18 protein-coding genes are annotated in these 23954 nt (G+C 50.1%); 12 read left to right on the plus strand and 6 right to left on the minus strand.

All coding sequences use genetic code 11. From position 1 onward, the window contains the following. Window positions 1–54 precede the first annotated feature (54 nt). The 3 genes from AC5RDV_RS07580 to AC5RDV_RS07590 all read right to left on the minus strand — a co-directional run bounded on the left by AC5RDV_RS07580 (window position 55) and on the right by AC5RDV_RS07590 (window position 5280). Window positions 55–1335, minus strand: a complete 1281-nt coding sequence (locus AC5RDV_RS07580) for a Y-family DNA polymerase (RefSeq protein ID WP_008625890.1) — start codon at window positions 1333–1335, stop codon at window positions 55–57. Then, on the minus strand, window positions 1332–1778 hold the full coding sequence (locus AC5RDV_RS07585) for a LexA family protein (RefSeq protein ID WP_040602640.1): 447 nt from the start codon (window positions 1776–1778) through the stop codon (window positions 1332–1334). Before AC5RDV_RS07585 ends, AC5RDV_RS07580 begins: the two co-directional genes overlap by 4 nt. An 877-nt stretch (window positions 1779–2655) precedes the next feature. Next, on the minus strand, window positions 2656–5280 hold the full coding sequence (locus AC5RDV_RS07590) for an exo-rhamnogalacturonan lyase family protein (protein WP_282747922.1): 2625 nt from the start codon (window positions 5278–5280) through the stop codon (window positions 2656–2658). Between the two features lie 192 nt (window positions 5281–5472). On the opposite strand from AC5RDV_RS07590, the gene AC5RDV_RS07595 reads away from it, so the two are divergent. After that, on the plus strand, window positions 5473–6894 hold the full coding sequence (locus tag AC5RDV_RS07595) for a glycoside hydrolase family 88/105 protein (protein WP_282747921.1): 1422 nt from the start codon (window positions 5473–5475) through the stop codon (window positions 6892–6894). 215 nt (window positions 6895–7109) lie between these two features. Here AC5RDV_RS07595 and AC5RDV_RS07600 read toward each other — a convergent pair whose 3' ends face one another. The 3 genes from AC5RDV_RS07600 to AC5RDV_RS07610 form a co-directional block, all read right to left on the minus strand. After that, the gene (locus AC5RDV_RS07600; protein WP_282747920.1) at window positions 7110–8276 is read right to left on the minus strand and encodes a beta-helix domain-containing protein; all 1167 of its coding nucleotides are present in this window, start codon (window positions 8274–8276) and stop codon (window positions 7110–7112) included. 52 nt (window positions 8277–8328) lie between these two features. Then, window positions 8329–11022: a TonB-dependent receptor gene (locus AC5RDV_RS07605; RefSeq protein WP_282747919.1), complete on the minus strand. Its 2694-nt coding sequence runs from the start codon at window positions 11020–11022 to the stop codon at window positions 8329–8331. Window positions 11023–11184: 162 nt separating this feature from the next. Then, a complete protein-coding gene (locus AC5RDV_RS07610) occupies window positions 11185–12648 on the minus strand; it encodes a hypothetical protein (protein WP_282747918.1) in 1464 nt (487 codons plus the stop codon). Between the two features lie 90 nt (window positions 12649–12738). Between AC5RDV_RS07610 and AC5RDV_RS07615 the strand changes: the two genes are divergently transcribed. The 11 genes from AC5RDV_RS07615 to AC5RDV_RS07665 all read left to right on the plus strand — a co-directional run bounded on the left by AC5RDV_RS07615 (window position 12739) and on the right by AC5RDV_RS07665 (window position 23949). Continuing rightward, window positions 12739–13560, plus strand: coding sequence for a DUF4595 domain-containing protein (locus AC5RDV_RS07615; protein WP_130893935.1), 822 nt, complete (start codon window positions 12739–12741; stop codon window positions 13558–13560). 711 nt (window positions 13561–14271) lie between these two features. Next, complete coding sequence (locus AC5RDV_RS07620) at window positions 14272–14802, plus strand: NUDIX domain-containing protein (RefSeq protein WP_008627229.1); 531 nt, start codon at window positions 14272–14274, stop codon at window positions 14800–14802. Between the two features lie 124 nt (window positions 14803–14926). Then, window positions 14927–17275 (plus strand): type I DNA topoisomerase, encoded by a 2349-nt coding sequence (topA, locus tag AC5RDV_RS07625; RefSeq protein WP_276786705.1) that lies wholly within the window; start codon window positions 14927–14929, stop codon window positions 17273–17275. Beyond that, entirely contained in the window at window positions 17272–17799 is a 528-nt protein-coding gene (locus AC5RDV_RS07630) for a shikimate kinase (RefSeq protein WP_008627225.1), read from the plus strand. Before topA ends, AC5RDV_RS07630 begins: the two co-directional genes overlap by 4 nt. A gap of 8 nt (window positions 17800–17807) precedes the next feature. Continuing rightward, on the plus strand, window positions 17808–19700 hold the full coding sequence (gene speA, locus AC5RDV_RS07635; protein WP_282747917.1) for a biosynthetic arginine decarboxylase: 1893 nt from the start codon (window positions 17808–17810) through the stop codon (window positions 19698–19700). A gap of 2 nt (window positions 19701–19702) precedes the next feature. After that, window positions 19703–20476 carry an acetylglutamate kinase gene (argB, locus tag AC5RDV_RS07640; RefSeq protein WP_282747916.1) on the plus strand — a complete coding sequence of 258 codons (774 nt, stop codon included), beginning with the start codon at window positions 19703–19705 and terminating at the stop codon, window positions 20474–20476. Window positions 20477–20557: 81 nt separating this feature from the next. Then, a complete protein-coding gene (locus tag AC5RDV_RS07645) occupies window positions 20558–21067 on the plus strand; it encodes a GFO_1088 family ECF-type sigma factor (protein ID WP_282747983.1) in 510 nt (169 codons plus the stop codon). After that, window positions 21057–21572: a PG0215 family putative anti-sigma factor gene (locus AC5RDV_RS07650; RefSeq protein WP_008627218.1), complete on the plus strand. Its 516-nt coding sequence runs from the start codon at window positions 21057–21059 to the stop codon at window positions 21570–21572. Before AC5RDV_RS07645 ends, AC5RDV_RS07650 begins: the two co-directional genes overlap by 11 nt. A gap of 1 nt (window position 21573) precedes the next feature. Next, a complete protein-coding gene (locus AC5RDV_RS07655) occupies window positions 21574–22071 on the plus strand; it encodes a DUF4252 domain-containing protein (RefSeq protein WP_008627216.1) in 498 nt (165 codons plus the stop codon). Window positions 22072–22306: 235 nt separating this feature from the next. Beyond that, window positions 22307–23341, plus strand: a complete 1035-nt coding sequence (locus AC5RDV_RS07660) for a glycoside hydrolase family 43 protein (protein ID WP_008627214.1) — start codon at window positions 22307–22309, stop codon at window positions 23339–23341. A 110-nt stretch (window positions 23342–23451) separates the two neighbouring features. Beyond that, window positions 23452–23949 (plus strand): M48 family metallopeptidase, encoded by a 498-nt coding sequence (locus tag AC5RDV_RS07665; RefSeq protein ID WP_040602825.1) that lies wholly within the window; start codon window positions 23452–23454, stop codon window positions 23947–23949. Window positions 23950–23954: the final 5 nt, after the last annotated feature.

The raw sequence follows: 23954 nt of genomic DNA on the forward strand, positions 1-23954 counted from the left end.
CGGATCAAGGGTTCATTTTAGCATAAAATAACATAAAGAGGTAAACTGAAGCTCTCACACTTTCACTACCAAGACCTCATCCAGATTCGTCGTATAACGTCGCGAAGCGTATTGCCTCTCCGAAGCATATTCCTGTTCAGCCCCCAATGCAGCCACTTTCACCACGTTATGCCCGTTCTTACGGTTTATCTCATCCACGGCACGTATCAATGCCCCACGCTTTCCACGATCCATCTTATCAAACAAATCCGTTTGAACCGCTTCACGCGGTGACAAATCCCAAACGATAACTCCGGATTTCTTATAGTCGAAGCCCCCGTCATGCGCATGCAACCGCAACGCTTCCAAAGCCGCATGCACGATTTCGGCCGTATCCTGTGTCGGTACGGGCATACGTACCTGTTGTTGAATCATATTGCCGGGAACATCTGTCCGGAAACGGCTAGTATAGGCAAACACCGTGACTTGTCCGCAACAAGTACCTTGTTCGCGCAACTTACGGGCACACTCCGAAGCAAAATAAGCCACGGCCTCTTCCAAGACATGCCATTCAGACAATCCATGCCCGGGAAAACTGCGGCTCATGCAAATACTTTTTTTATAAGGCAAGTCATCCAAAGCAATACAGCTCTCGCCCTGCAATTCGCGCCACGTACGGACTCCGGCCACTGAAAATTCATGGCGTACCCATCCTTCGGAACGGCACACGAAATCCCACGCCGTACGGACGCCATGGTATTCCAGAACCTTTTGCATGCGACGGCCTATGCCCCACACGTCGCCGACCGCAAACCGCCTCAAGGCCTTCTCGCGCTTCTCTTCCGTATCTATTAAACATACCCCCTCGTATGCCGGATAACGTTTGGCATATTTGCTGGCCATCTTGGCCAATGTCTTGGTCCCGGCTACACCCAACGAGACTGGTATCCCCACGCCCTTTCCAATCTTGCGCACAATATCCCGGCCATACCCGCGCAGAAACTCCGCATCCCCCATTCCCGTCAAATCAAGTACGGCCTCATCCACACTATAAATATCCAACCGGGGCGTATAAGCCGAAAGCAAAGACATCACCCGCCGGCTCATGTCGCCATAAAGCGAAAAGTTACTGGAAAACACCGCCACCCCATGCCGCGCCACCACGTCGCGCACCTTGAAAAACGGCTCCCCCATCCGGATGCCCAAAGCCTTGCTCTCGTTGCTCCGCGCAATGACACATCCGTCGTTGTTGGAAAGCACCACTACTGGCTTGTCCCGCAAGTCCGGACGGAACACCCGTTCGCACGATACAAAGAAATTGTTGCAGTCCACCAACCCGAACACCCCATCTTTCATCCTTTATGCAGTTTTTTAATGACGTAAGTCACCACGCCCCAAACCCTGAAATCATTTTCTCCCGTAATCTTTATCGGTTGGAACTCTTCGTTGGCGGGGACAAGCCAAGCACAACAGTTTGCCGCATCGAGCCGGAACTGTTTGAGGGTGAACTCCCCGTCAATACAAGCCACCACATAGTCTCCCGTCCGAGCCTCGAGCGACTTGTCCACCACTACCAAATCCCCGTCCTCGATGCCGGCACCGGCCATGGAATGACCAGACACCCGGGCATAGAACGTCGTCTCACGATGCCGCACCAACTCTTTATTCAAATCAATACCGCCCGACATGTAATCCTGCGCCGGGGAGGGAAATCCGGCTCTTACCCCCTCCTCGGAATAAGGAAGAACCTGCGGTACCGACAAGTCGACCGGGCTTATGCTTAGTTTCATCTCATCCATACGGCAAAGATACGATATTTTACCCATTACGGATGCTGCGACACCACGCTTTTCCTTTGTCATCCGTCATTCCTTACCAAGAAAAAACAATCGCACGGCAACCTCACAAGAAGTTACCGTGCGACCCTTATCCTTTCGGGAAAAGACTATCGGAGCATCCTCATTTCAATACTTTCTTGCCGCCCACGACATACACGCTGGGACGCAAACCATCCAAAGCCTTGGAAACAGACACTCCTGCCTTCATCCTCATACCGGAAAGCAACAGAAGATTTTCAAGTCAAAAACGCATAGTTTACATTTTTTGGACCAAATGCACAGCCCAAACATCGGACTGACAATCTGTCAAAACCTCCCTCACGAGAATCGCCCATTGGCAGGTTCCTCCGGCACGAACCGAAAATAAACGATTCTCGCGAAACGGGATACTGACAAAAGGGAAGGACACAAAGGCGTTGGGAAACAAAACGGAACGGAAAGAAGGACTTTGTACGCCCGGATCAAACGTGGCGTAAGCCCCAACCGGAAACCGCTGACTTTTTGCCGGATGTTTTCGTACATGAGAATTCACCAGATAGCTCCAAGAAACGGAATAAAACCCGATTGCACAGGCATTTTTCGCCCTCTCCAATACCGTCACGAGGACTACTTCAAAAAGTTCTGCGGAGAAACATTTTCCGTTTGCAGCCAAATGAAAAATCATTCGCCTGCAAACGATTTGCATATATGCAGGTTTACGTTGCATAAGACCTGCATAACTAAATATTTATGCAGTCCGGATACTTTTTTGAATCGTATTACACCGTATTTTATCTTCCTCGGGAACTCCAAAAACTAACAAAATGTTACTTATACATACACGTCACGCGGATATCAACTATTCGGGAATGACTTCCTGCATGTAAATGGCTGCCAAGCTCCATGTGGCCGCATCGTTGGTACATACCACGGGATTCTCGTCCACCGGTGCTGGGACCTCGGGCACCTCCACACGGCGCACCGTGAAAGGTTTGTCATTGTGCCACACGTGCCACAGCTCATCCCAAGCTTCGGCTGCCAGTTCCCGGCTTCCCGTCTGGGCGGCGGCATAGGCCGTAAGGCGCGTCACGGGAAAAGGATTGTGCGTAATCGTGCGCGCCTTCTCCTTGTATTCCCGGGCAAAGGTGAGCCACGTGCGGTTCCATTCCGGCAAGTCTATCATTTCCATCAGCTCGTTCATCACTTGGAAACCGCCCATGATGGTGGTCAAATGTTCGGTGCGCTGCAAACCGGGGTCTCCCTCGTAGCTCAACACGCCCGTGGCAGGGTCGAAACCCAACACGCCCGGCCCTGTGAAGATGCCGTGGGGCAAGGCCGAGATGCTCTTCATGCCTGCGATGATTTTGTCGCGGTAAGCCGTGTTGCCCGTCCGTTCCCATTCCGTCATCCAGTTTCCGGCGTAGGCCAACCAATCGGGCCCGACACGCAAACGTGCCGGAGCCGTACAGGGATACTTCTCACGCGGAAGAGCCAACCTCATCGGATCGATGTCGTAAAGCTTTTGTTCGGCATCGCGCACTTCGGTCATCAGGTCACCGCTGCGCTCATCCGTGGTCAGATAATAATAGAAACGGTTCCACGCCGCTTGGCTGATGCGTGCCTCCTTCGCTCCACACCCCCAGTGGCTCACGTTGTGGCACGAACCTAACCCGGCCATCGGGCCAAGATGGTACACGTCGCATTCTGTCGTATGACGACTCATGGCCACGGCCATCCGCCAAAGGTCGGCACGGCCTGTCCGCAGGAAACTGTACCACAACCACATGTTAGAGGCCAGTTCCGTGTTATCCCACGCATATCCTCCCACGTCATACCTCCACGTATGGCGCACGGAATCGTAGGTGTGCATAAAGTCACCGTAGTTCCAGAAACCGTACCAGCGATGTTGATCGACAGCCTTCACATAATAGTCCAAATAGTCTTCCAGACGGTCCTCCACCCGTGCCCGCTTCGGGTTGCTCCGGTCGGGCAGGCTCCACACCCCAAAGGCATGCTTGGCGTGGAGGTATTCCGGTGTGCACAACAAGGGGGCGTCTTCGGCCAACATGGATGCCGTCCGGGCTACCGTCTCCTTTCCCCGATAAGCCACAGACGGAACGAGAGTCAGCGTATGGGTGCGCGCCACGCCATAGGGCGTGCTCATCCCTTCCTGCACGTCCTCATAACTGGCCTCCAGGTCGTGCGCCACATCGTCGTAATGCCGCAAGTCCATCGGCCCTGCGTCGGGGTTCCACATCCATACGGTCAGGTTGGCGTTCCGGGTAGCAGCACTGTCCACCTGCAAAGCCGTGGGATAGGATTGCCAAAAATCTTTCAGAGCCACGCCCAATCCGCCGCTTACGTCTCCGGCAAACACATAACCCGGCGCACGGGTTCCCGAGAAAGTCCCAATCCACGGACGGTCGGCATGCGTACGTTTACGGATAGAAAAAGCGTCGGCCGTCGTCTGGCTCAACCGGAAACCGTCCCACACCGCCCAACGGTCGAGAAGATGACGGTTCTTGGCATCGAACTTCTCATAGGCCGGTATGCGTCCGCCACGCATCTGCCTCGCCTGCCAATCCTTTTTCCCATCCAACGACAACACGCGACGGCCCACCAAAGGCTGCACCGGTTCCGCCCATACCCCACCATCGGCCGTGGCGAAAGCTATGTGACGATTGTAAACGGCCTCGCGCATGGGAACCTCGAAACGGATGCCCAGACTACGGATGAAATCGTGATCCATGTCACCATCGAACACAAAGGTATGTACCATCTTGACTTGTTCGCTCCCGGCATAAAAATAAAAGCGTACGGTGAACGGAAGCCATTTCCGCCCCGTGGCATCGTTCGCATAGCGGCCTTCCGCCCGCACCAATGCCCGGACATCCCCGGCACGTTCCACCGTGACGCGTTCCACTTGCCCGCGATAGCCGGTGAAATGCAATACCGCCTCTCCTTCTGCCGACGGACGGTCCTGCGTGGAGCACAGCAAGGCGGCTTGTCCGCCTACCGTCTTCCCTCCGTAGCGGAGGCTGTCAAGCAGGCAACCACCCAGTTTGGGAATATAAGCCTCAACCTTTCCGGTGGACACCCGGAAGAAAGAGGGTGTCTCGTCTACCCGCACCTTTGCCCCGGAACGGTTCTCTTTTTTGGGTTTCTTCAAGATGGTTTCAAAACGGATGTCTTCCGCTTCTTCCGGTATCACGGCGGCCACTCCGGCCCATTTGACCGAACCGTCCGGCCAGTAAGCCAACGGCCAACAGTCCGACGGGATGTCCGTCCCGTCCCCGTATTTCAACACCACACGGCCATCGGCCTCCAGTTCCCCCTTCAGGAACGGAATGCCCAAACTGACCGGACGGTCAGACGAAGGCCGCGTACCGACCCAACGCAAATCGCCCGAAACCTTGTTTTTACCATAAAGTCCCATGGAAAGCATGGACAATCCCATACACAAAATTGAAATCAGGTTTTTCATGATGCTACAATTATCTGCATGCAAAATTCAACATAACTTCCGTAATTTCCAATTTTATCGGAAAATAAATTTTAAAAAACCGCAGGATTATCCTCTTACGTTACGGATTTATTCCTAATTTTGCATTTGGATTACCTGTATTTTTGCGACAATCCGACACAGATTATTAACCTGATTTTATAAACGAGACGCATGAAAACCATCTGCAAAGCCTGCTTCCTTGCCGTAGGCATCCTATCCCTCGGTCACTCCGTCACTGCACAGGAAACTGAAATCAACGACATGACCACTCCGTTGCACTTGCTCCAACCGGAATACAAAGTACCCTATGGCAACCTGACCGTCGAACAAGTCAAGAAAGACATCGACCGGGTGTTCGCCTACATTGAGCAGCATACCCCCGTACGCGTATTGGATACCGACGGAAAAGAAGTGACCGACTACCGGCACATCCCCCACGGCTCCACGCTCGACCGAGGCACATTCCGCATCGGAAGTTATGAATGGGGCGTGACTTACCAGGCACTGCTAGATGCTTCCGAAGTGACAGGAGATGCCCGGTACAAAGATTACGTCGTCCGCCGTTTCAGATTCTTGGCCGAAGTCGCTCCGGGATTCCGCAAGCTTTACGAACAGTACAAAGATACCGACGCACAGATGGAACAAATCCTGCACCCGAAAGCATTGGACGATGCCGGAGCCATGTGTTGCGCCATGATGAAGGCGTGTATCGCCGACCCGTCCTTGCCGCTGTCCGACCTGATAGAAAATTATTTCGCTTTCATCGAACACGGACAATACCGCCTGCCCGACGGCACATTCGCACGCCACCGCCCGCAACACAACACCATCTGGTTGGACGACATGTTCATGGGAGTCCCTTCTTTGGCCTATCGTGGCATTTATAAAAAAGAGGAATCCACAAAATATTTCAACGAGGCGGCCAAGGTCAGCCGTCAGTTCATCGACCGCATGTTTGTACCGGAAAAGGGGCTTTACCGCCACGGTTACGTGGAAGGACTGGCACAACAGCCCACTTTCCATTGGGCACGTGCCAACGGATGGGCCATACTGACCAACTGCGAACTGCTCGACGCCCTGCCCGAAGACCATCCCGACCGCCCGTTCCTGCTCGAACAACTGCGCCGCCACATCAAGGGATTGGCGGCCTACCAAAGTTCGGAAGGTTTCTGGCACCAGCTTGTGGACCGCAGCGATTCCTACTTAGAAACTTCGGCCACGGCCATTTATGTATATTGCATCGCCCACGCCATCAACAAAGGATGGATAGAAGGCATCACTTACGGCCCGGTGGCGCAGCTCGGATGGCATGCCGTCAGTACGCAAATCAAGGAGGGCGGGCAAGTGGACGGTACTTGCGTGGGTACAGGAATGGGATTCGATCCTGCGTTCTACTACTACCGTCCGGCCAACTATCAGGCCGCCCACGGTTACGGTCCCGTCATTTGGGCCGGTGCGGAAATGATACGCCTGCTCGGTCATTGGCATCCACGCACGAACGACAGCGGCTTACATTATTATAAGGTGAAACAAACCAACCCTTCTCCGCTCTTCTACCTCACCGAAGACGGGCAAGGAGAAGCCGTAGAATAAACAGTTACTATATCACCGTATGTGCCCGGCGTGAAAAAGACGGTTTCGAGGACAGCAAAGCATGGTTCGATTACTTGCGTCTGTGGAAAACCGAATTGGACAGCCCGTGCACCGCCAGCGTCCGATAAACAAGAGGCATACGGAAAGACCGAAACAATCCCCCGGTTGCACCACTGTGCATTCCGAGGGATTGTCTTTTAAAATAAAGATATTGCTTATTGAACAGCCGTCACCCAAGCGTCATTCAACCAAGCGAAAGACAAATTACCGGCCACATCGTCCCACGTCGTGGCTATCTGGGCGTTTTCAGCATTGCCTTGTCCTGTCAGGAAATTGGCCGAAAGATATTTTCCACCCGTCACGTCGTTCTTCAACACACCTGCAATCTGTACATTTTTCAACACGGAAGTACCGTTGGCCAAAGCATCGTCGGTCTGCGTCGTTTCAATAGTGAGCGGATTAGGCTTGCCCGCTACCTTCGCGCCGTCGATATCAGCCCGTGTACCGGCACGCAAACGGATGCCGCGCTTGTTCTCGCTGCTGCCGTTGCCCACCAAATAAAGGTTGCGCAAAGTGGGATGAGCCACCGGAGTTGCGTCGAAATTGTCGCCGTTGTTGTCGGCCTCAATCAAACAGTCGCAGGAAGCATCGGTCTGGTAAGCCACAAGGTTGGTAGCCGTGCCGCTCCAACCTTCTGTCCAGTCGAAACTATCGTCCGTGCAATCCACTACTGCGCAATGGTCTACATTCACCGTACCGCCAAAGAACTCCAAACCGTCATCGGCACCTACGTAAGTCTGCACATACGATACAGTGGTGCCGGCACCCACTCCATAGAAAGAAATACCGTTGGCCTCGTGTTCGTCATCCAGGGCAAAACCCGTATATTCCAAACGTACATATTTCAGCACACCGGAATTATCATTGGCATCGTTGCCACCATAAGCGGCATTACCGATTTCAGAAAAGCCCGAACCCGCATTGGTGGGAGCATAACCGCAGATGTGCAAACCACCCCAACCACCGGCAGTCTTATTTTCGGCCGTCATCACGATAGGATTTTCCACTGTGCCCACTGCATTGATTTTGGCTCCTTGCTCGATCAGGATGTAAATAGGATCTTCGCTGTCGGCAGCCGTTATCTTCACACCTTCTTCGATGGTAAGTACGGCGGGCGCCTTTACCTGCAACTGACTGGTCAGCTTGTACTCCGTATTGGCCGTGAGGGTCATGTTTTCCGTCACGATGCCGCCCAAGTTTTCAACACTCGGAGCGGGAGGCGGTGTAGTTCCGTTCTCGTCGTCGTTACAAGCCGTAAACACAGCCATAGAAGCGCACAGAGCCATAGCCCACGTGGAAACTTTCATGAAATTTGTTTTCATCTTTCTCTCTTTTTAAAGTTTTGAATTGAATTAATTTATGCTTTTACTACTTTTATAATGTATACGTCACTCCGAAGCTCAACCCCACACCTTCGTTAAAGCGCTCCACTTCCACCTCGGTATTCTTACTCGGTATCTCCTGACGGAACACCACATCGGTATTCAAAAGATTCTTGGCCGAGAACTTCACGCTCCAATGAGCGTTGAACTTCATATTGGCATTGAAATCCAATGTATGGAGAGCAAGCTGCTTCACATCACCTATACCCTGTATACCCACTGCCTGTATGCGCTCGCCTTGCAAGTTGTAGAGCAAGGCTACAGTGAGCTGGCTTTCCTTTCCGAACTTAGGCGAATAGGTGAGGTCGGCATTCATCAGGTAGGGCGACGCACCTTGCAGCGGACGTTCGGCATTGGTGTAAACCCCACCTTCCGGAAGGTTTACGTTGGTGTACATGTAAGACGCGTTGATTCCCGCTTTCAAGTCTTTCACTATTTCCTTGCGTGCTTCCACTTCAATCCCTGCTGCCAAACCGTCGGACGCGTTCTGGAAAGAATGCATCATGGCTCCGCCGGACGTAGTCTGCGTACGCTCGATAGGACTGTCCAAATACTTGTAGTAGGCCGTGACAGCCACCATGTCGGTAGATGACGGACGAAAGAACTCATAACGCAAGTCTATATTGTAGTTGTAACCGTTGTCCAGGTTTTCATTACCACGTACTTGAGTGCCGCCATAAGACTCCTGATAAAGGAAAGGAGCCATCTCGACAAACGAAGGCCGTGTCACCGTACGCGAAGCCGCCAGACGCAAGCTGTTTTTCTTGTCGAACGTGTACTTAAGATTCAAGGCCGGGAAAAACTCATCGGTGTTCAGGTCGCGCCGCATCTCCATGCCGCCGTCGTTATAGTATTTCACCCACTGACGCGTGCTTTCCATACGTACGCCCAAGTTCACCAACAAGGCCTTCACCGGATAATAGTCGGCCTCGATGAAACCGGCCCAGATGCGGCTACCGGCCGAGTACTCATTGCGTTTCTGATGGCTGCGGTTGATGGTAATGCTACCATTCTGCACGTTCCCAAAGTTCAAGTAACCGTCGGTATGATAGATGTCGGTCACATTAAGAGATTCCATCTCTTTCAAGTTATAATAGAAGCTCGTGCAGGTAAAATCCCTCGTCTTGTCACGCAAGGCCGCACCGAACCTCAACTTGTTTTCATCGGAAAAACGGTACTGAGCCTGTACGTCACCTACCCATTCGTCCTCGTCCAACTTGCCGAAATAGCGCATGGTTTCCTGGGCATTGAGCTTGAACAAATCCCAAGTACCGTCGGACATCTGCCGGAACATCACCTGACGACGGTCGGGTTCCTCACTGGAAGTCTTACTATACGAACCGCTCCAATCCGTATCCCACTTGCCCAACACGTGGTGCCCGGCCAACTGGTAATTCTGCAGTTCATACACATGGCTGTTTTGGTTACTGCCTTTCAAGCGGATACCTTCCTCGTCATGCCCTTGACGCGCCATATAGCTGTCCACCGCATTACGGGCATAAAAGGCCGAAAAGCCCACACGGTCTGCCTTGCGGAACGAATAGCCCACACTGGCCAAACCGGCCATCTTGAGCGTTTGGGTAAAAGAATCGTAATCAAAACGGCTCATCTCCGTACCTGACGCCTCGAAAGTACGGACATAAGCATTATCCAGACTTTCGTTGTCGGTATCAATACCGAAAGTAGCCAACACATCCATCTTGTTGCTCCCCAACCGGAAAGTGCGGCCGGAACCAAAACTACCGTTCAAGTCGGGCATAGCAGAAGACTTATTCACTTCGAATGTGGTGGGGAAGATATTATGATTGCGACTGTACTGCCGGTAATCGGAAAGCGGCAAATCCATGGCCTTCCGGTCCATAGAAGGAGTCTTGAACATCGTATTCGCCCTATCCATCTGATAGAAGTCGCCAAAGACCGTCCCCACCTTACCACCGGTACCGAAGGATACGTTGAAAAAATCCTTCGTGCCGCCTTCTTTGGTACTGATGTCCACATGGGCACCGGAATAGTCGGCAAACGCACTAGCCTCGTACACCTTGCTCACCGTGATGTTCTGCACGGCGGAGGAAGGAAAGATGTCCAACGGTATCAGTTTGTTATCCGGGTTGGGCGAAGCAATGGGAAGCCCATTGAGCGTAGTGGAACTGTAACGGTCACCCAAACCGCGCACAATCAACTGGCCGGCTTCGGCGATGGAGATACCGGTAAGTTTTTTCACTCCTTCTTGCACGTTGGAAATACCTTTGACAGACATTTCACTTGCGCCAAGGTTTTCAATGGAAAGCACCGCGTTCTGGCGTTCAGCCAACAAGGCGCGCTCCAACTCCAAGTTCTTGCGCGCGGTAACGGTCACTTCGTTCAGTTGTTTGTCATCAGTAGACATCTCGACCTTCACGGCCACATCGCCTTTGGCCGGGACCTGCAACGTCAGTTTCTGGGGGAAAAACGAAACATAGGAAACCTCCAAGGTATAGGTTCCCTTCTTCAATCCACGCAAATGAAAATTTCCATTGATGTCGGCCGTAGTGCCGATGTGCGTACCGACAATACGCACGGAAGCACCCATCAGCGGTTCGTTCAATTCTTTGTCGATGACCACGCCCTTGATGTCGCCTGCCTGGGCTACCGCCACGACAGCGGCCATCAACGCTACAGCCAAATTACGCTTTTTCGATAAACTCATTCTTATGCCTCTTTTTGTTCGCTGCAAAAGTAGGCATGTCACATTTCAAAAAGCTTACAAAAGGATGAATCTTCCGAGACAGCACCTCATCGTAACATGTTCTTAATGCACGTGAAAAAACTTCGTATCCGATTCTTCCAAACTATTTCAAAAAAACAAGTTTCACCACTCCATCAAGCCTCCGATGCCCCTGCGGGTCAGTGTGATCCGAAACCTACGATAACCGGTCTTGCCCTGATAACGGTAGCGCATGATGAAATGGACATAATAAACCTTCTCGGCCGCCTGCGTGTGAAACTCACCTTTCCCTTCATTCATATACACCGGTACATGAGGACTGTCCATCCGCCGCAAGAAATCCCGCAGATTGACACGAATGATGTCATTGAACCCTTGCAGCGGGTAATGACTCAAATGCTTCAACTGCTTATCCAATATGGAAATACGGCGACGGTACACGATAACCGTCTCCCGCAAGGCACAATGGCCGGCCTCCAACTCCGACACACGGCCACGCTGCGCACGCACTTCGAGCGGCAATTTTTCTTCGTTCACAAAATCACATCCTTCCTTTCCCCATCCCACCGGCTCGCCGTGCATCACCAGTTTGATTTTATAGTCGTAGAACTTACTGCCCAACTTGTTGGCAAACCAATAATGCATCAGGTCCTTGATGCGGTCTTTGAACATATAACTCACCACCAATGCAATGAAAAGCGGCATGGTGAAATTCCCGTAGGTCTGCTGGAAGGAAAAAGAAACGACCGTGGCAAAAACCATGCTCAGCCCGGCCGCTAACATGAAAAACACTTGCTGAAGGACGAAAGTATTGCTTTTCTTGTCTGCCAATATATACAAATCGCTCTCGATGTACTTCTTCAGTTGCCCGGCCCTGTGCAGGAAATTACGGTTATTATCACTGTTGCCTTCCTCCGGCAACAGAAATCCCCGCTCCCGCTGGTAAGCCAAATCCCCATCTATATAGGTTGCCGCAGCCGCCACCACACGGGTATAATCCTTCGGAAAATGCTCGCGTGCATATTCCATGATACGGAACAGATGCATGTTGACCATACGGCACAGATACTCCTCTCCCAAATCGTAACGCGACCGCAACTCGAAAGCCACACGGTCAAGACCGGCCTTACGGGGTATCTCCCGATAAGCAGCCATAATGCGTGCCAACAAAAGCACAATGCCGTCCAGGCGAACCTTGAAGGCATTCACTTTCGTTTCGCGGTAAAGCCCGACGGCAGCCGTACGCAAGGCACTACGGGTGATACTGCCGAACATCTTTATCTGGTGTTCATACGTTTTTTCATGCTCTTCCGAAGGTTCCTCCGCCAATTCTCGGCAACACATCTGCAGCCGCGACAATGGCAGGGCTTCTTCGTCGGCCACTTCCTCCAAAGTATAGACCGGCGTAATCAGGCGCACCAAAGCCCGGAAGTCCCGGTAGAAATTACTTTTGGGATACGTTTTGGCGTTGATATAAAGGGAGTCCGGAATGAAGATCCACGTATCCATCATGAAGTCGCTCACCGCAGCCGAAGGACTGTAGCGCGAATACCCCACCTTGAACTCCAGGGTATAACGGTCGTGTATCTTTCCATGAATCTCCAACATAATATTACGGACAAATCTACGAAAAAAACATCAGAATGCCACACTAAAAAAACTGATTATTCGTTGTAAAGACATAATTAAAATGATATTATGAACAAGGTATTCAGCACGGTAGTTTTGACAGTTCTGTTATTTGCCAACTGCTCGCCCAACGAGGCATACACTCCGGACACAGAACTCGGACTTCCCCAAAAAGAGAAACCGAAGCGGTTAAGCAAAATGTGGAGTAACAATCCACACAATCCGTTTTTTGAAACATTCGATTACGATTCCATCGGCCGAGTTATCCATTTCACTGCCCAAATAAGATACTCAACGACTTCCGACACCATAGAATTCTTTTACCGTTACGAACCGGAAAATAACCGCATCATAGCTACCGGTGAGTACTACCGGTACGAAGACTTGGACATTGCTCCCCAATTATCGCACATTACCATCGTAGACACTTTGTACCTGAACCCACAAATGAATATAGAATATGCCGTACGGAATGACTGCGTGAACGGAACAAGAAAGCGAAGATGGACATATTACTTTGAATACGACGACAACGGGCAACTCATTACTTCCGTTTTAGGACGGTTTAGGCCAAAAACCACCTGCCAATGGGAAAACGGAAACATAACGCGTATGGATGGTACAATCTACACATATACACATTTGACAAACAACCTGCCAAGTTCCATCCTTCCCGGAGTCAATTCGGATTGGTCACCCCTATCACAATACGGATGGTTCGGCAAACATCCGCAGAATTTGCCTTATAAAATGGAATCGGAAGGCAACCCTGATACAAAATTCGTCTATAATTACCGAATGGAAAACGGACTCATCTCATTCAGTACATGTACACATTCCAACCATGGACATTTCGTTGAAGAAGACACCACATATTATGAATGGAAATAGGGCTGCCAGCACCGTCCCGCCCCACACGACCTTTGACGGACAGGCAACCGCACGAGCCGGAGTAGACCGGCACATTTCTTATTTGACAATATGACAACATTTTTACCCCCCCCTCATGGACAATATGAAAGAAAAGAGAGTGTTTCATGAACGGTCGAGTAGCCGTTAAGCATTCAAAACAGGAGCAAATGAAGAGATTTCCAGATACATATTTTTAGGATTGGGGCTATATTTTTGCATTCATTAAGCAAAAAGGCATTTTGTTTGGCTGAGAGAAATTTTTCGTTCGGCTGAGAAAACGTTTTTTTTCTCAGCAAGACGGGATACCGTTATCCATATGTCGGCGGAAAACGCTCCTGAAAACGGAAAAACAAACTGCTGAAAACACCTCTTTTTCCGCTATTTGGAGAGAAAAGAAGCACAAAAATGCAATGTCCTTTTGCAAGGCGGAGCACCCTGCGGGCTTACACACCCCTCATCCAAGAGCGTAGGACACCATGGTCCGGCTGACTTTTTGGAAGCAAAAAATCCTTTGGAAATGACACTTCGGTTTCTCACAATGGTGCGAGAATCGCGTATTTGCAACGAAATTCCGGTTGGAATGCGAATAAACGAACCACTCAAAACCGGAATTGACGTTTTGACAAACCGGATTTATTCCGTAGCTTTGCAATCCAAGAGAAAATAAACTTAAAAAAACAGACTGTCATCATGATGCACGAACATCCTTTCGCACAATTCCACTTCTGCCCGAAGTGCGGCTCACCGCGCTTCGTGGAGCATAACGAAAAATCGAAACAATGCGAAGACTGCGGCTTCGTTTACTATTTCAACCCAAGTGCAGCTACAGTAGCGGTCATCCTGAACGAACGGCAGGAACTGCTGACATGCCGGAGAGGAAAGGAACCGGCCAAAGGCACGCTCGACCTGCCCGGCGGATTCTCAGACTGTTTCGAGAGCAGCGAGGAGGGAGTAGCACGGGAAGTCAAAGAAGAAACCGGACTGGAAGTAACCCACACGGAATTTCTGTTTTCCCTGCCCAACACTTACCTGTATTCCGGATTTCTGGTACACACCGTAGATTGTTTCTTCCACTGTACGGTGGCAGACAGCAGCCTGGCCCATGCCATGGACGATGCAGCCGAACTGTTGTGGATTCCCATGAAAGAATTGCGCCCGGAAGACTTCGGTCTGGCATCCGTGAGAAAAGGCATCGAAAAGCTGTTGGCACAATGCCCTTAATCCCCTCTCCCAAAGGGAGACTTGGCGCATGCTATTCCATTTATTCAAAAAAATTGTTATATATAAGGTGTAATCTATCTTTTTTTTCTACTTTTGCTGCCGAAATTTTATAAAGGTACAGACCATGCAGAAAAATTTGGTGATCGTGGAGTCTCCTGCCAAAGCCAAAACCATCGAAAAGTTTTTGGGAGCAGACTACAAAGTATTATCCAGTTACGGGCACATCCGTGACTTAAAGAAAAAAGAGTTCAGCATCGACACGACGAACTTCGCACCGCAATATGAGATACCTTCCGAAAAGACCAAACTGGTGAACGAACTGAAAGCGGAAGCCAAAAATGCCGGAACCGTCTGGTTGGCTTCCGATGAGGACCGTGAAGGAGAGGCTATCTCATGGCATTTGTATGAAGTGCTCGGCCTGAAACCGGAACAAACCAAACGTATCGTGTTCCACGAAATCACCAAACCTGCCATCCTGCAAGCCATCGAACACCCGAGGGACATCGACCTCAATCTGGTAAACGCCCAACAGGCACGGCGGGTACTCGACCGTATCGTGGGCTTCAAACTCTCTCCGGTACTTTGGAAGAAAGTAAAGCCCGCGCTCTCGGCCGGACGCGTGCAAAGCGTGGCCGTACGCCTGATTGTGGAACGCGAACGGGAAATCCAACAGTTCAGAAGCGAAGAAAGTTATCGCGTAGTAGCCCTTTTCACGCTTGCCAATAGCAAGGAAGGCACGGAAATCAAGGCCGAACTGAACCAACGCTTCAAAAACAAGGAGGAAGCCACCCGTTTCCTGGAAAACTGCAAAGACGCGGCCTTTACCATCCGCGACATCGCTACCCGGCCGCAAAAGCGTACACCGGCGGCTCCGTTCACCACTTCCACGCTACAACAGGAAGCGGCTCACAAGCTCGGTTTTACCGTGGCACAAACCATGATGATAGCCCAACGCTTGTATGAATCCGGGCGCATCACCTACATGCGTACGGACTCTGTCAATTTATCTTCGCTGTGCATCAATGCCAGCACGGCCGTCATCAAGGATTTGATGGGCGAACGTTACGTCAAGAGCCGCCAATTCCATACCAAAACGAAGGGGGCGCAGGAAGCCCATGAAGCCATCCGCCCCACCTATATGGACCAGACGGAAATAGAGGGCACGCCACAGGAACGCCGTTTGTACGATTTGATATGGAAACGTACGGTCGCTTCCCAAATGGCCGATGCAGAAATAGAAAAGACCACCGCTACCATTCAGATAAGCGGGCAAGACGCTGCTTTCGTTGCCACAGGAGAAGTCATCAAATTCGACGGATTCCTGAAGGTATACCGGGAAAGTTTCGACGAAGACCCCGAAAATGAAACGGCAGAAGGCAACCTGCTGCCCCCGATGGAGACCGGGCAGCAACTGGAACGGAAAGAGATACAAGCCCTGCAACGGTTCACCCAACACCCTCCACGCTACAACGAAGCAAGCTTGGTTAAAAAACTGGAAGAATTGGGCATCGGACGTCCTTCCACTTACGCGCCGACCATCAGCACCATACAGCAACGCGAATACGTGGCCAAAGGGGACAAGGAAGGAGAAGAAAAGGAACTGGTCATTCTTACGTTGAAAGGAAACTGCATCAGCCAACAAGCCAAACAAACCGTCATCGGAGCAGAAAGGGGCAAACTGGTCCCAACAGACGTGGGGACGGTGGTCAACGACTTCCTTTTGCAATATTTCCCCGAAATCATGGATTACAACTTCACGGCCGAGGTGGAAAAGAAGTTTGATGACATCGCAGAAGGAAAAACGGAATGGACGCAAATGATGAAAGACTTCTACGGCGACTTCGAACCGGAGGTGGAAAAAACCCTCAATGCCAAATCCGAGCATAAAGTGGGCGAACGTTTGTTGGGCACAGACCCGCAAAGCGGAAAGCCTGTGTTTGTCAAAATCGGACGTTTCGGCCCGGTGGTGCAAATCGGAACGGCAGAGGACGAGGAGAAACCGAGGTTCGCCCAGATGAAGAACGAGCAAAGCTTGGAAACCATTACCTTGGAAGAAGCCCTCGAACTGTTCAAACTTCCTCGCGACCTCGGCACTTTCGAAGGCACGACCGTATCCATCGGTACAGGACGTTTCGGACCTTACGTCTTGCATAACAAGAAATATGTATCGCTTCCCAAAGGCAACGACCCGATGAGTGTCACCCTCCAAGAGGCCATCAAACTCATCCTTGAAAAACGGAAGGCCGAAGTGGAACGGCATTTGAGAAAATTCGAAGAAGAACCGGAATTGGAAGTTCTCAACGGGCGCTACGGCCCTTATATCGCCTATAAAGGCAATAATTACCGCTTGCCGAAGACCTTGGCAGAACGGGCCAAAGAGCTGACTCTTGAGGAGTGCATGGCCGTGGTCAAGGAACAAGACGAGAAACCTAAAACAACGGCACGTAAAAGAACTTATAGCAAGAAAAAATGACACGTATCATCTTAATCGGTTACATGGGAGCCGGAAAGACGACCGTAGGAAAGGCATTGTCACAAAGCCTGGCTCTCCCGTTTTATGATTTAGACTGGTATATCGAAGAACGCTACCGCCGGACCATCCCCCAAATATTCGCGGAAAACGGAGAAAACGGATTCCGCGAGATTGAACAGAAAGTCCTGCACGAGGTAGCTGAGTTCGAGAATGTCATCATCTCCTGCGGTGGAGGAACGCCATGCTTTTTCGACAATATGGAATACATGAACCGGCAAGCTCAGACGGTATACTTGAAAGCCTCTCCCGACGTGCTGTTCCAACATCTGAAAATGGGAAAAGTGGAACGCCCCCTGCTGAAAGACAAAACGGAGGATGAAATGAAACAATATATCCGGGATTCCCTCGCGGTACGCGAACCCTTTTATAGCCGGGCACAATATACATTAGATGTCAATTTATTAGAGAACTACGATAAAATAAAGGACTCCGTCCGTTTGCTTCGTGAACTATTAAACCTATAAAGAACGTAATGAGAAAATGGCGTATTGAAGACTCCGAAGAATTGTACAACATCAACGGATGGGGAGTCAACTATTTTGGAATCAACGAAAAAGGACACGTTTACGTAACCCCGAGAAAGGATAGCGTGAAAGTCGATTTGAGGGAACTGATGGACGAATTGGCCATCCGGGACATGTCGGCCCCTGTATTGGTTCGTTTCCCCGACATCCTGGACAACCGTATCGAGAAAACTAGCAACTGCTTCGAGAAGGCAGCCAAGGAATATGACTACAAAGGAGAGAATTTTATCATTTATCCCATTAAGGTCAACCAAATACGTCCCGTAGTAGAAGAGGTCATCAGCCATGGCAAGAAATTCAACTTAGGCCTGGAAGCCGGCTCCAAACCGGAACTGCATGCGGTCATTGCCGTCAATACCGACTCAGCCTCTCCCATCATCTGCAACGGTTACAAGGACCATAATTACATAGAACTGGCTCTATTGGCCCAAAAGATGGGCAAACGCATCTTCCTGGTGGTAGAGAAACTCAATGAGCTGAACACAATCTACGAGGTTGCCCAGAAACTCAACGTAAGGCCCAATATCGGCATCCGTATCAAATTGGCTTCGTCTGGCAGCGGGAAATGGGAAGAAAGTGGCGGCGACGCCAGCAAGTTCGGCCTGACATCCAGTGAACTGTTGGAAGCGCTCGACATGTTGGAAGCCAAAGGCATGAAAGACTGCCTGAAGCTTATCCATTTCCACATCGGTAGCCAGATTACCAAGATACGCCGCATACAGACCGCCCTGCGCGAAGCTTCGCAATTTTACATCCAACTCCATCATTTGGGTTATGATGTAGAGTTCGTGGATTGCGGCGGCGGCCTGGGAGTAGACTACGACGGTACACGCTCCAGCAATAGCGAAAGTTCTGTGAACTACTCCATCCAGGAATATGTGAACGACTGTATCTATACTTTCGTCGATGCGGCCAATAAAAACAACCTTCCGCATCCGAACCTGATTACGGAAAGCGGACGGTCTCTGTCCGCCCACCATTCGGTGCTCATCATGCAAGTACTGGAAACCGCCTCCCTTCCCCGTATGGACGAGAATTTCGAGCCTTCGCCGGAAGCTCACCAACTGGTAAAGGACCTGTATGAGATTTGGGACAACCTGAACCCGCGTACCCTTCTGGAAGACTGGCACGATGCCCAACAAATCAGAGAAGAATCACTGGACCTGTTCAGCCACGGCATCGTAGATTTACGGACACGTGCCGACATCGAAAGCATGTATTGGAGCGTCACACGTGAAGTCAACCTTTTGGCACAAACCCAGAAACATATACCGGAAGAGCTTATGACGCTCGACAAACTGTTGGCAGACAAGTATTTCTGTAACTTTTCGCTGTTCCAAAGCCTGCCGGACACATGGGCCATAGACCAACTCTTCCCCATCATGCCGATACAACGGTTGGACGAACGTCCGAACACGCATGCCACGATACAGGACATCACCTGCGATTCGGACGGGAAAATCGCAAACTTCGTAACCAACAGCCATATTTCCCACAGCCTGCCGGTGCATACGTTGAAGAAAGGCGAAAACTATTACCTCGCCGTGTTCCTGGTCGGCGCTTACCAAGAAATATTAGGCGACATGCACAACCTGTTCGGCGACACCAATGCCGTACACGTTTCCGTGACGGACAAGGGATATACTATCGACCAAATCATCGACGGGGAAACCGTAGCCGAGGTGTTGGAATATGTCCAGTATGAACCGAAGAAACTAGTTCGCCGTCTCGAAATATGGGTATCCAAATCCATCCAAAGCGGAAAGATTTCGCTCGAAGAGGGTAAAGAGTTCCTGAACAACTATCGCTCGGGACTTTATGGTTATACTTATTTGGAATGAACATGAAAGAGAAACTCACCATCATCAAAGTGGGCGGCAAAATCGTAGAGGAAGAAGACTCGCTCCGCCAACTGTTGGCAGCTTTCACGGCCGTTGAAGGCAATAAGATTTTAGTACATGGCGGAGGACGTTCTGCCACCAAAGTCTCAGCCCAATTAGGAATAGAAAGCCAAATGATCAACGGTCGCCGCGTCACGGACGTAGACATGCTGAACGTAGTCACCATGGTGTATGGCGGACTGGTCAACAAAAACATCGTGGTACGCCTTCAGGCGCAAGGTGTCAACGCCTTAGGCTTGACCGGTGCCGACATGGATGTGATACGTTCCCACAAACGTCCGGTGAAGGATGTGGACTACGGTTTCGTAGGAGACGTAGACGCAGTTAACGGTACGCTTCTGGCCGACCTGGTCCGTAAAGGCATCGTGCCCGTCATGGCTCCCTTGACGCACGACGGGCAGGGACATATCCTGAATACCAATGCCGACACCATTGCCGGGGAAACCGCCAAAGCCATGGCCGATGCGTTCGATGTCACCCTGATGTACTGTTTTGAAAAGAAAGGCGTATTGAGAGACGCAGAAGACGATGACAGCCTCATCCCTCATATCAACGAAAGCGAATTTAAACGTTATGTGGAGGAAGGCATCATACAAGGCGGAATGATTCCGAAATTGGAAAACTCATTTGAAGCCATCCATGCCGGAGTAAGCAAAGTCATTATCACTTTAGCCACAGCTATCGACGGCGTATCCGGCACAGTTATAGAGAGATAGGACAAGACGAAAAAAATATTTCAAAAAAAATGGCGGGTGAGTGTAACTTTTCAGGCACTCGCCCGTCATTATTACAGAGAGATGAAAGAAATCAGTTTTCGGAACGATATATTGCCCCTGAAAGACAAACTCTATCGGTTGGCTCTTCGTATCACATTCGACACGGCAGAAGCGGAAGACATCGTTCAAGAAACACTGATAAGGGTGTGGGACAAACGCAACGAATGGTCGCAACTGAACTCTATCGAAGCTTATTGCCTGACCATTTGCAGGCACCTTTCCTTGGACAGAAGCGAAAAAAAAGAAGCGCAGCATATCGCCTTGGACGAAAGCCTGCATGGCCGCCCCGATACTTCCACTCCATACGACAGCCTGACGGCTCGTGAAGGGATCGGACTTCTCCAAAAACTGTTGAAGGAATTGCCGCAAGCCCAACAGGACATCGTCCAACTGAGAGAAATAGAAGGCAAAAGCTATAAAGAGATTGCAGCGATTCTGAATCTGAGCGAAGAACAGGTGAAAGTCTATCTGTTCCGTGCCAGACAACGAATCAAGCAAAAGTACACAGAAATACAAGGATATGGACTATAAGTACATAGAACAACTTCTGGAACGCTATTGGCGATGCGAAACCTCATTGGAAGAAGAAGCCATACTGAAAACCTTCTTCAACCAAACCCATATACCAAGCCACCTCATGCCTTACAAGCCACTCTTTGTAAGCGAAAAGATGTGGCAGGAAATAAAATTGGGTGAGAATTTTGACGCAAGAATCATGGCGCACATAGAGAAGGACGAACCGGTGAAAGCACGTAGAATAACGTGGGTACGCCGGATGATGCCCCTCTACAAAGCCGCTGCATCCGTAGCCATCATCCTCACGTTAGGCAATGCTGCACAAAGTTCTTTCCACCGTGAAGCCGCCGTGGAGAATGACTATAACTATGAGAATTACCAGGATTCATACAATGATCCGGAAATGGCTTACAATCAGATATCCGATGCCTTACAAATGGTGTCGCAAAGCCTGAGCGAAGCATCCAAACAGGATTCTCTCCTGCAAATGCAGCCTAAAGAGGCACAAAAAGAACAATAAAATGAAACGCGTTCTTTGCTTATTGTTAATAGCATGTTCAATCCACACGTGGGGGCAGGATTTTGCGTCTAAGTTCATGGAACAATGTTCCAAGGAAAACGGTGAAATACAATGCCAGACTGTCAGTCCGAAAATGATGGAGAAACTCGTGGACACCATGACGGCCCCGAATGGAGACAGAGATGAAGAGGTTCCGGGATATCTCCTTTCCAAACTGAAAAGTGCCCGAATCATCACGGCAACAAAACAAAGTGAGAAGTTTTTCCGAAAAGCCGAACATCTCATAGAAAAGAACAAAAACAGATTTACCCCGTGGGTAGAGAACCAACCCGGACAAAACAATAAAATCTTTGTCCGTAAACACGATGAAGTGATACGGGAACTGGTAGTGCTGAACCTGAATCCGGATGAGAAAACACTGACCATCGTCAATCTTACAGGAGATATGGACGATCGGTTCATGAAAATGCTTTCATCGGGGACACTCAAACAAGATTAATGGAACATTTTATGCTTTTTCTATATAAACAAGTTAGTGCTTAATAAAACGCAATGAAACTGTGAAGTTTCAATTCTCTCAAATTTTTTCATAACATACTAACGACGAAAAGGGCTGCCTGTGGAGGTGGCCCTTTTTCATTTTTACGGATTTTGCATGCCCAAACCTTGATTTTTACTCAAGATTATACTATCTTTGAAGCGAATTCTAATTTTATAAACCTGGCCATTATATTATGTTGAGAAGATTTGTAATTGCTGCAGTGGCCGTATGTGCATTGGGAACAGTACACATTCAGGCACAAAAAAACGAGTTCTTCCGTCCCAAAGAAGTTTGGAACGACACGGAAGGCAACCCCATCAACGCTCACGGAGGCGGTATCTTATACCATAGAGGTACATACTATTGGTACGGTGAATACAAGGTCGGCAAGACTGTCCTGCCCGCCGACGCGACTTGGGAACGCTATCGTACGGACGTAACCGGAGTAAGCTGCTACTCCAGTAAGGACTTACTGAATTGGAAATTCGAAGGAGTGGCCTTGAAAGCCATTACCGACGACCCTAACAGCGACATCCACCCGACGCAAGTACTCGAACGCCCCAAGGTAGTTTACAACAAAAAGACCAAAAAGTTTGTCATGTGGATGCACATAGACAGCCCGGATTACAGCAAGGCTGAAGCCGGTGTGGCCATCGCTGATTCACCGACAGGTCCGTTTAAATATCTGGACGGATTCCGTCCGAACGGTACGATGAGCCGTGACCAAACCGTATTCGTAGACGATGACGGAACTGCTTACCAGTTCTCTTCATCGGAAGAAAACCAAACCATGCACATCAACCGGTTGACCGACGATTACACCAAACCGGACGGAAAATACGTACGCCGCTTTGTCGGCATGGCAAGAGAAGCACCTGCCGTCTTCAAGCACGGAAATAAGTATTATATGCTTTCTAGCGGTTGCACCGGTTGGGATCCCAACAGTGCTGAATTAGCTGTAGCCGATTCCATCATGGGAGAGTGGACAGTTTTGGGAGACCCTTGTACGGGACCGGATGCCGAAAAGACATTCTACGGACAAAGCACTTTCGTCATCCCCGTGCAGGGCAAGAAAAATGCCTATATCGCGTGCTTCGACATGTGGAAAAAGAAAGATCTGCAAGACAGCCGTTACATTTGGTTGCCTATGATGATTGACAAGCAGACCAACAAAATTACGATTCCATGGCATGCTGAATGGAATCTGGATGTCTTCAAAAAGAAATAGGCAAAGTTACACATATTAAATGCCTGACTTCCCCGCCACGATTCTCACCGCAAGAAACGTTTGGCGGGGATTTTGGAACCGTGATATGCCTTCATGACAAACCCAACAAAATGATGATAGACGGTAATTTTAAGATAACTACCGACCAACTGACCCTCACATTTACAGAGGGACAGCGGCAGGACTTTTTCATCCGGCATACTCCCCACCGCGTGGAAATCATCTATCCTCCGCAAACGGATTTCGAACACTTGCAACCTTGGCTTTTCAAGGTCGTCACGGAGGCATTGCGCAAGCAAGCCAAGGCCATACTACTGCCACGGATTGAGGAGTTGGCTTCCAGTCACGGATTCCATTACACCCGGCTCAGCATCAATTCGGCCCGTACACGTTGGGGAAGCTGCTCCAACAAAGGACATATCAACCTGTCGCTATATCTGATGATTCTCCCTCTTCGGTTATCCGATTACGTACTGCTCCACGAGCTTTGCCACACCCAAGAGATGAACCACGGCCCTCGCTTTTGGACCTTAATGGACAAAGTGACCCAACGGCAATCCGGCACGCTCAGAAACGAGTTGCGCCACTACCCGTCTCCTTTCCGATAGAATAA

The organism is Paraprevotella sp. (assembly GCF_986071375.1).

Excerpts from the sequence above, each read along its gene's own strand:
- AC5RDV_RS07655 (WP_008627216.1), top strand. The coding sequence starts at position 21,574 with ATGAAACGCGTTCTTTGCTTATTGTTAATAGCATGTTCAATCCACACG.
- AC5RDV_RS07580 (WP_008625890.1), bottom strand. The coding sequence starts at position 1,335 with ATGAAAGATGGGGTGTTCGGGTTGGTGGACTGCAACAATTTCTTTGTA.
- AC5RDV_RS07650 (WP_008627218.1), top strand. The coding sequence starts at position 21,057 with ATGGACTATAAGTACATAGAACAACTTCTGGAACGCTATTGGCGATGC.
- AC5RDV_RS07605 (WP_282747919.1), bottom strand. The coding sequence starts at position 11,022 with ATGAGTTTATCGAAAAAGCGTAATTTGGCTGTAGCGTTGATGGCCGCT.
- AC5RDV_RS07660 (WP_008627214.1), top strand. The coding sequence starts at position 22,307 with ATGTTGAGAAGATTTGTAATTGCTGCAGTGGCCGTATGTGCATTGGGA.
- AC5RDV_RS07585 (WP_040602640.1), bottom strand. The coding sequence starts at position 1,778 with ATGGATGAGATGAAACTAAGCATAAGCCCGGTCGACTTGTCGGTACCG.
- speA (WP_282747917.1), top strand. The coding sequence starts at position 17,808 with ATGAGAAAATGGCGTATTGAAGACTCCGAAGAATTGTACAACATCAAC.
- argB (WP_282747916.1), top strand. The coding sequence starts at position 19,703 with ATGAAAGAGAAACTCACCATCATCAAAGTGGGCGGCAAAATCGTAGAG.
- AC5RDV_RS07645 (WP_282747983.1), top strand. The coding sequence starts at position 20,558 with ATGAAAGAAATCAGTTTTCGGAACGATATATTGCCCCTGAAAGACAAA.
- AC5RDV_RS07600 (WP_282747920.1), bottom strand. The coding sequence starts at position 8,276 with ATGAAAACAAATTTCATGAAAGTTTCCACGTGGGCTATGGCTCTGTGC.
- AC5RDV_RS07620 (WP_008627229.1), top strand. The coding sequence starts at position 14,272 with ATGATGCACGAACATCCTTTCGCACAATTCCACTTCTGCCCGAAGTGC.
- AC5RDV_RS07610 (WP_282747918.1), bottom strand. The coding sequence starts at position 12,648 with ATGTTGGAGATTCATGGAAAGATACACGACCGTTATACCCTGGAGTTC.
- AC5RDV_RS07665 (WP_040602825.1), top strand. The coding sequence starts at position 23,452 with ATGATGATAGACGGTAATTTTAAGATAACTACCGACCAACTGACCCTC.
- AC5RDV_RS07615 (WP_130893935.1), top strand. The coding sequence starts at position 12,739 with ATGAACAAGGTATTCAGCACGGTAGTTTTGACAGTTCTGTTATTTGCC.
- AC5RDV_RS07630 (WP_008627225.1), top strand. The coding sequence starts at position 17,272 with ATGACACGTATCATCTTAATCGGTTACATGGGAGCCGGAAAGACGACC.
- topA (WP_276786705.1), top strand. The coding sequence starts at position 14,927 with ATGCAGAAAAATTTGGTGATCGTGGAGTCTCCTGCCAAAGCCAAAACC.
- AC5RDV_RS07590 (WP_282747922.1), bottom strand. The coding sequence starts at position 5,280 with ATGAAAAACCTGATTTCAATTTTGTGTATGGGATTGTCCATGCTTTCC.
- AC5RDV_RS07595 (WP_282747921.1), top strand. The coding sequence starts at position 5,473 with ATGAAAACCATCTGCAAAGCCTGCTTCCTTGCCGTAGGCATCCTATCC.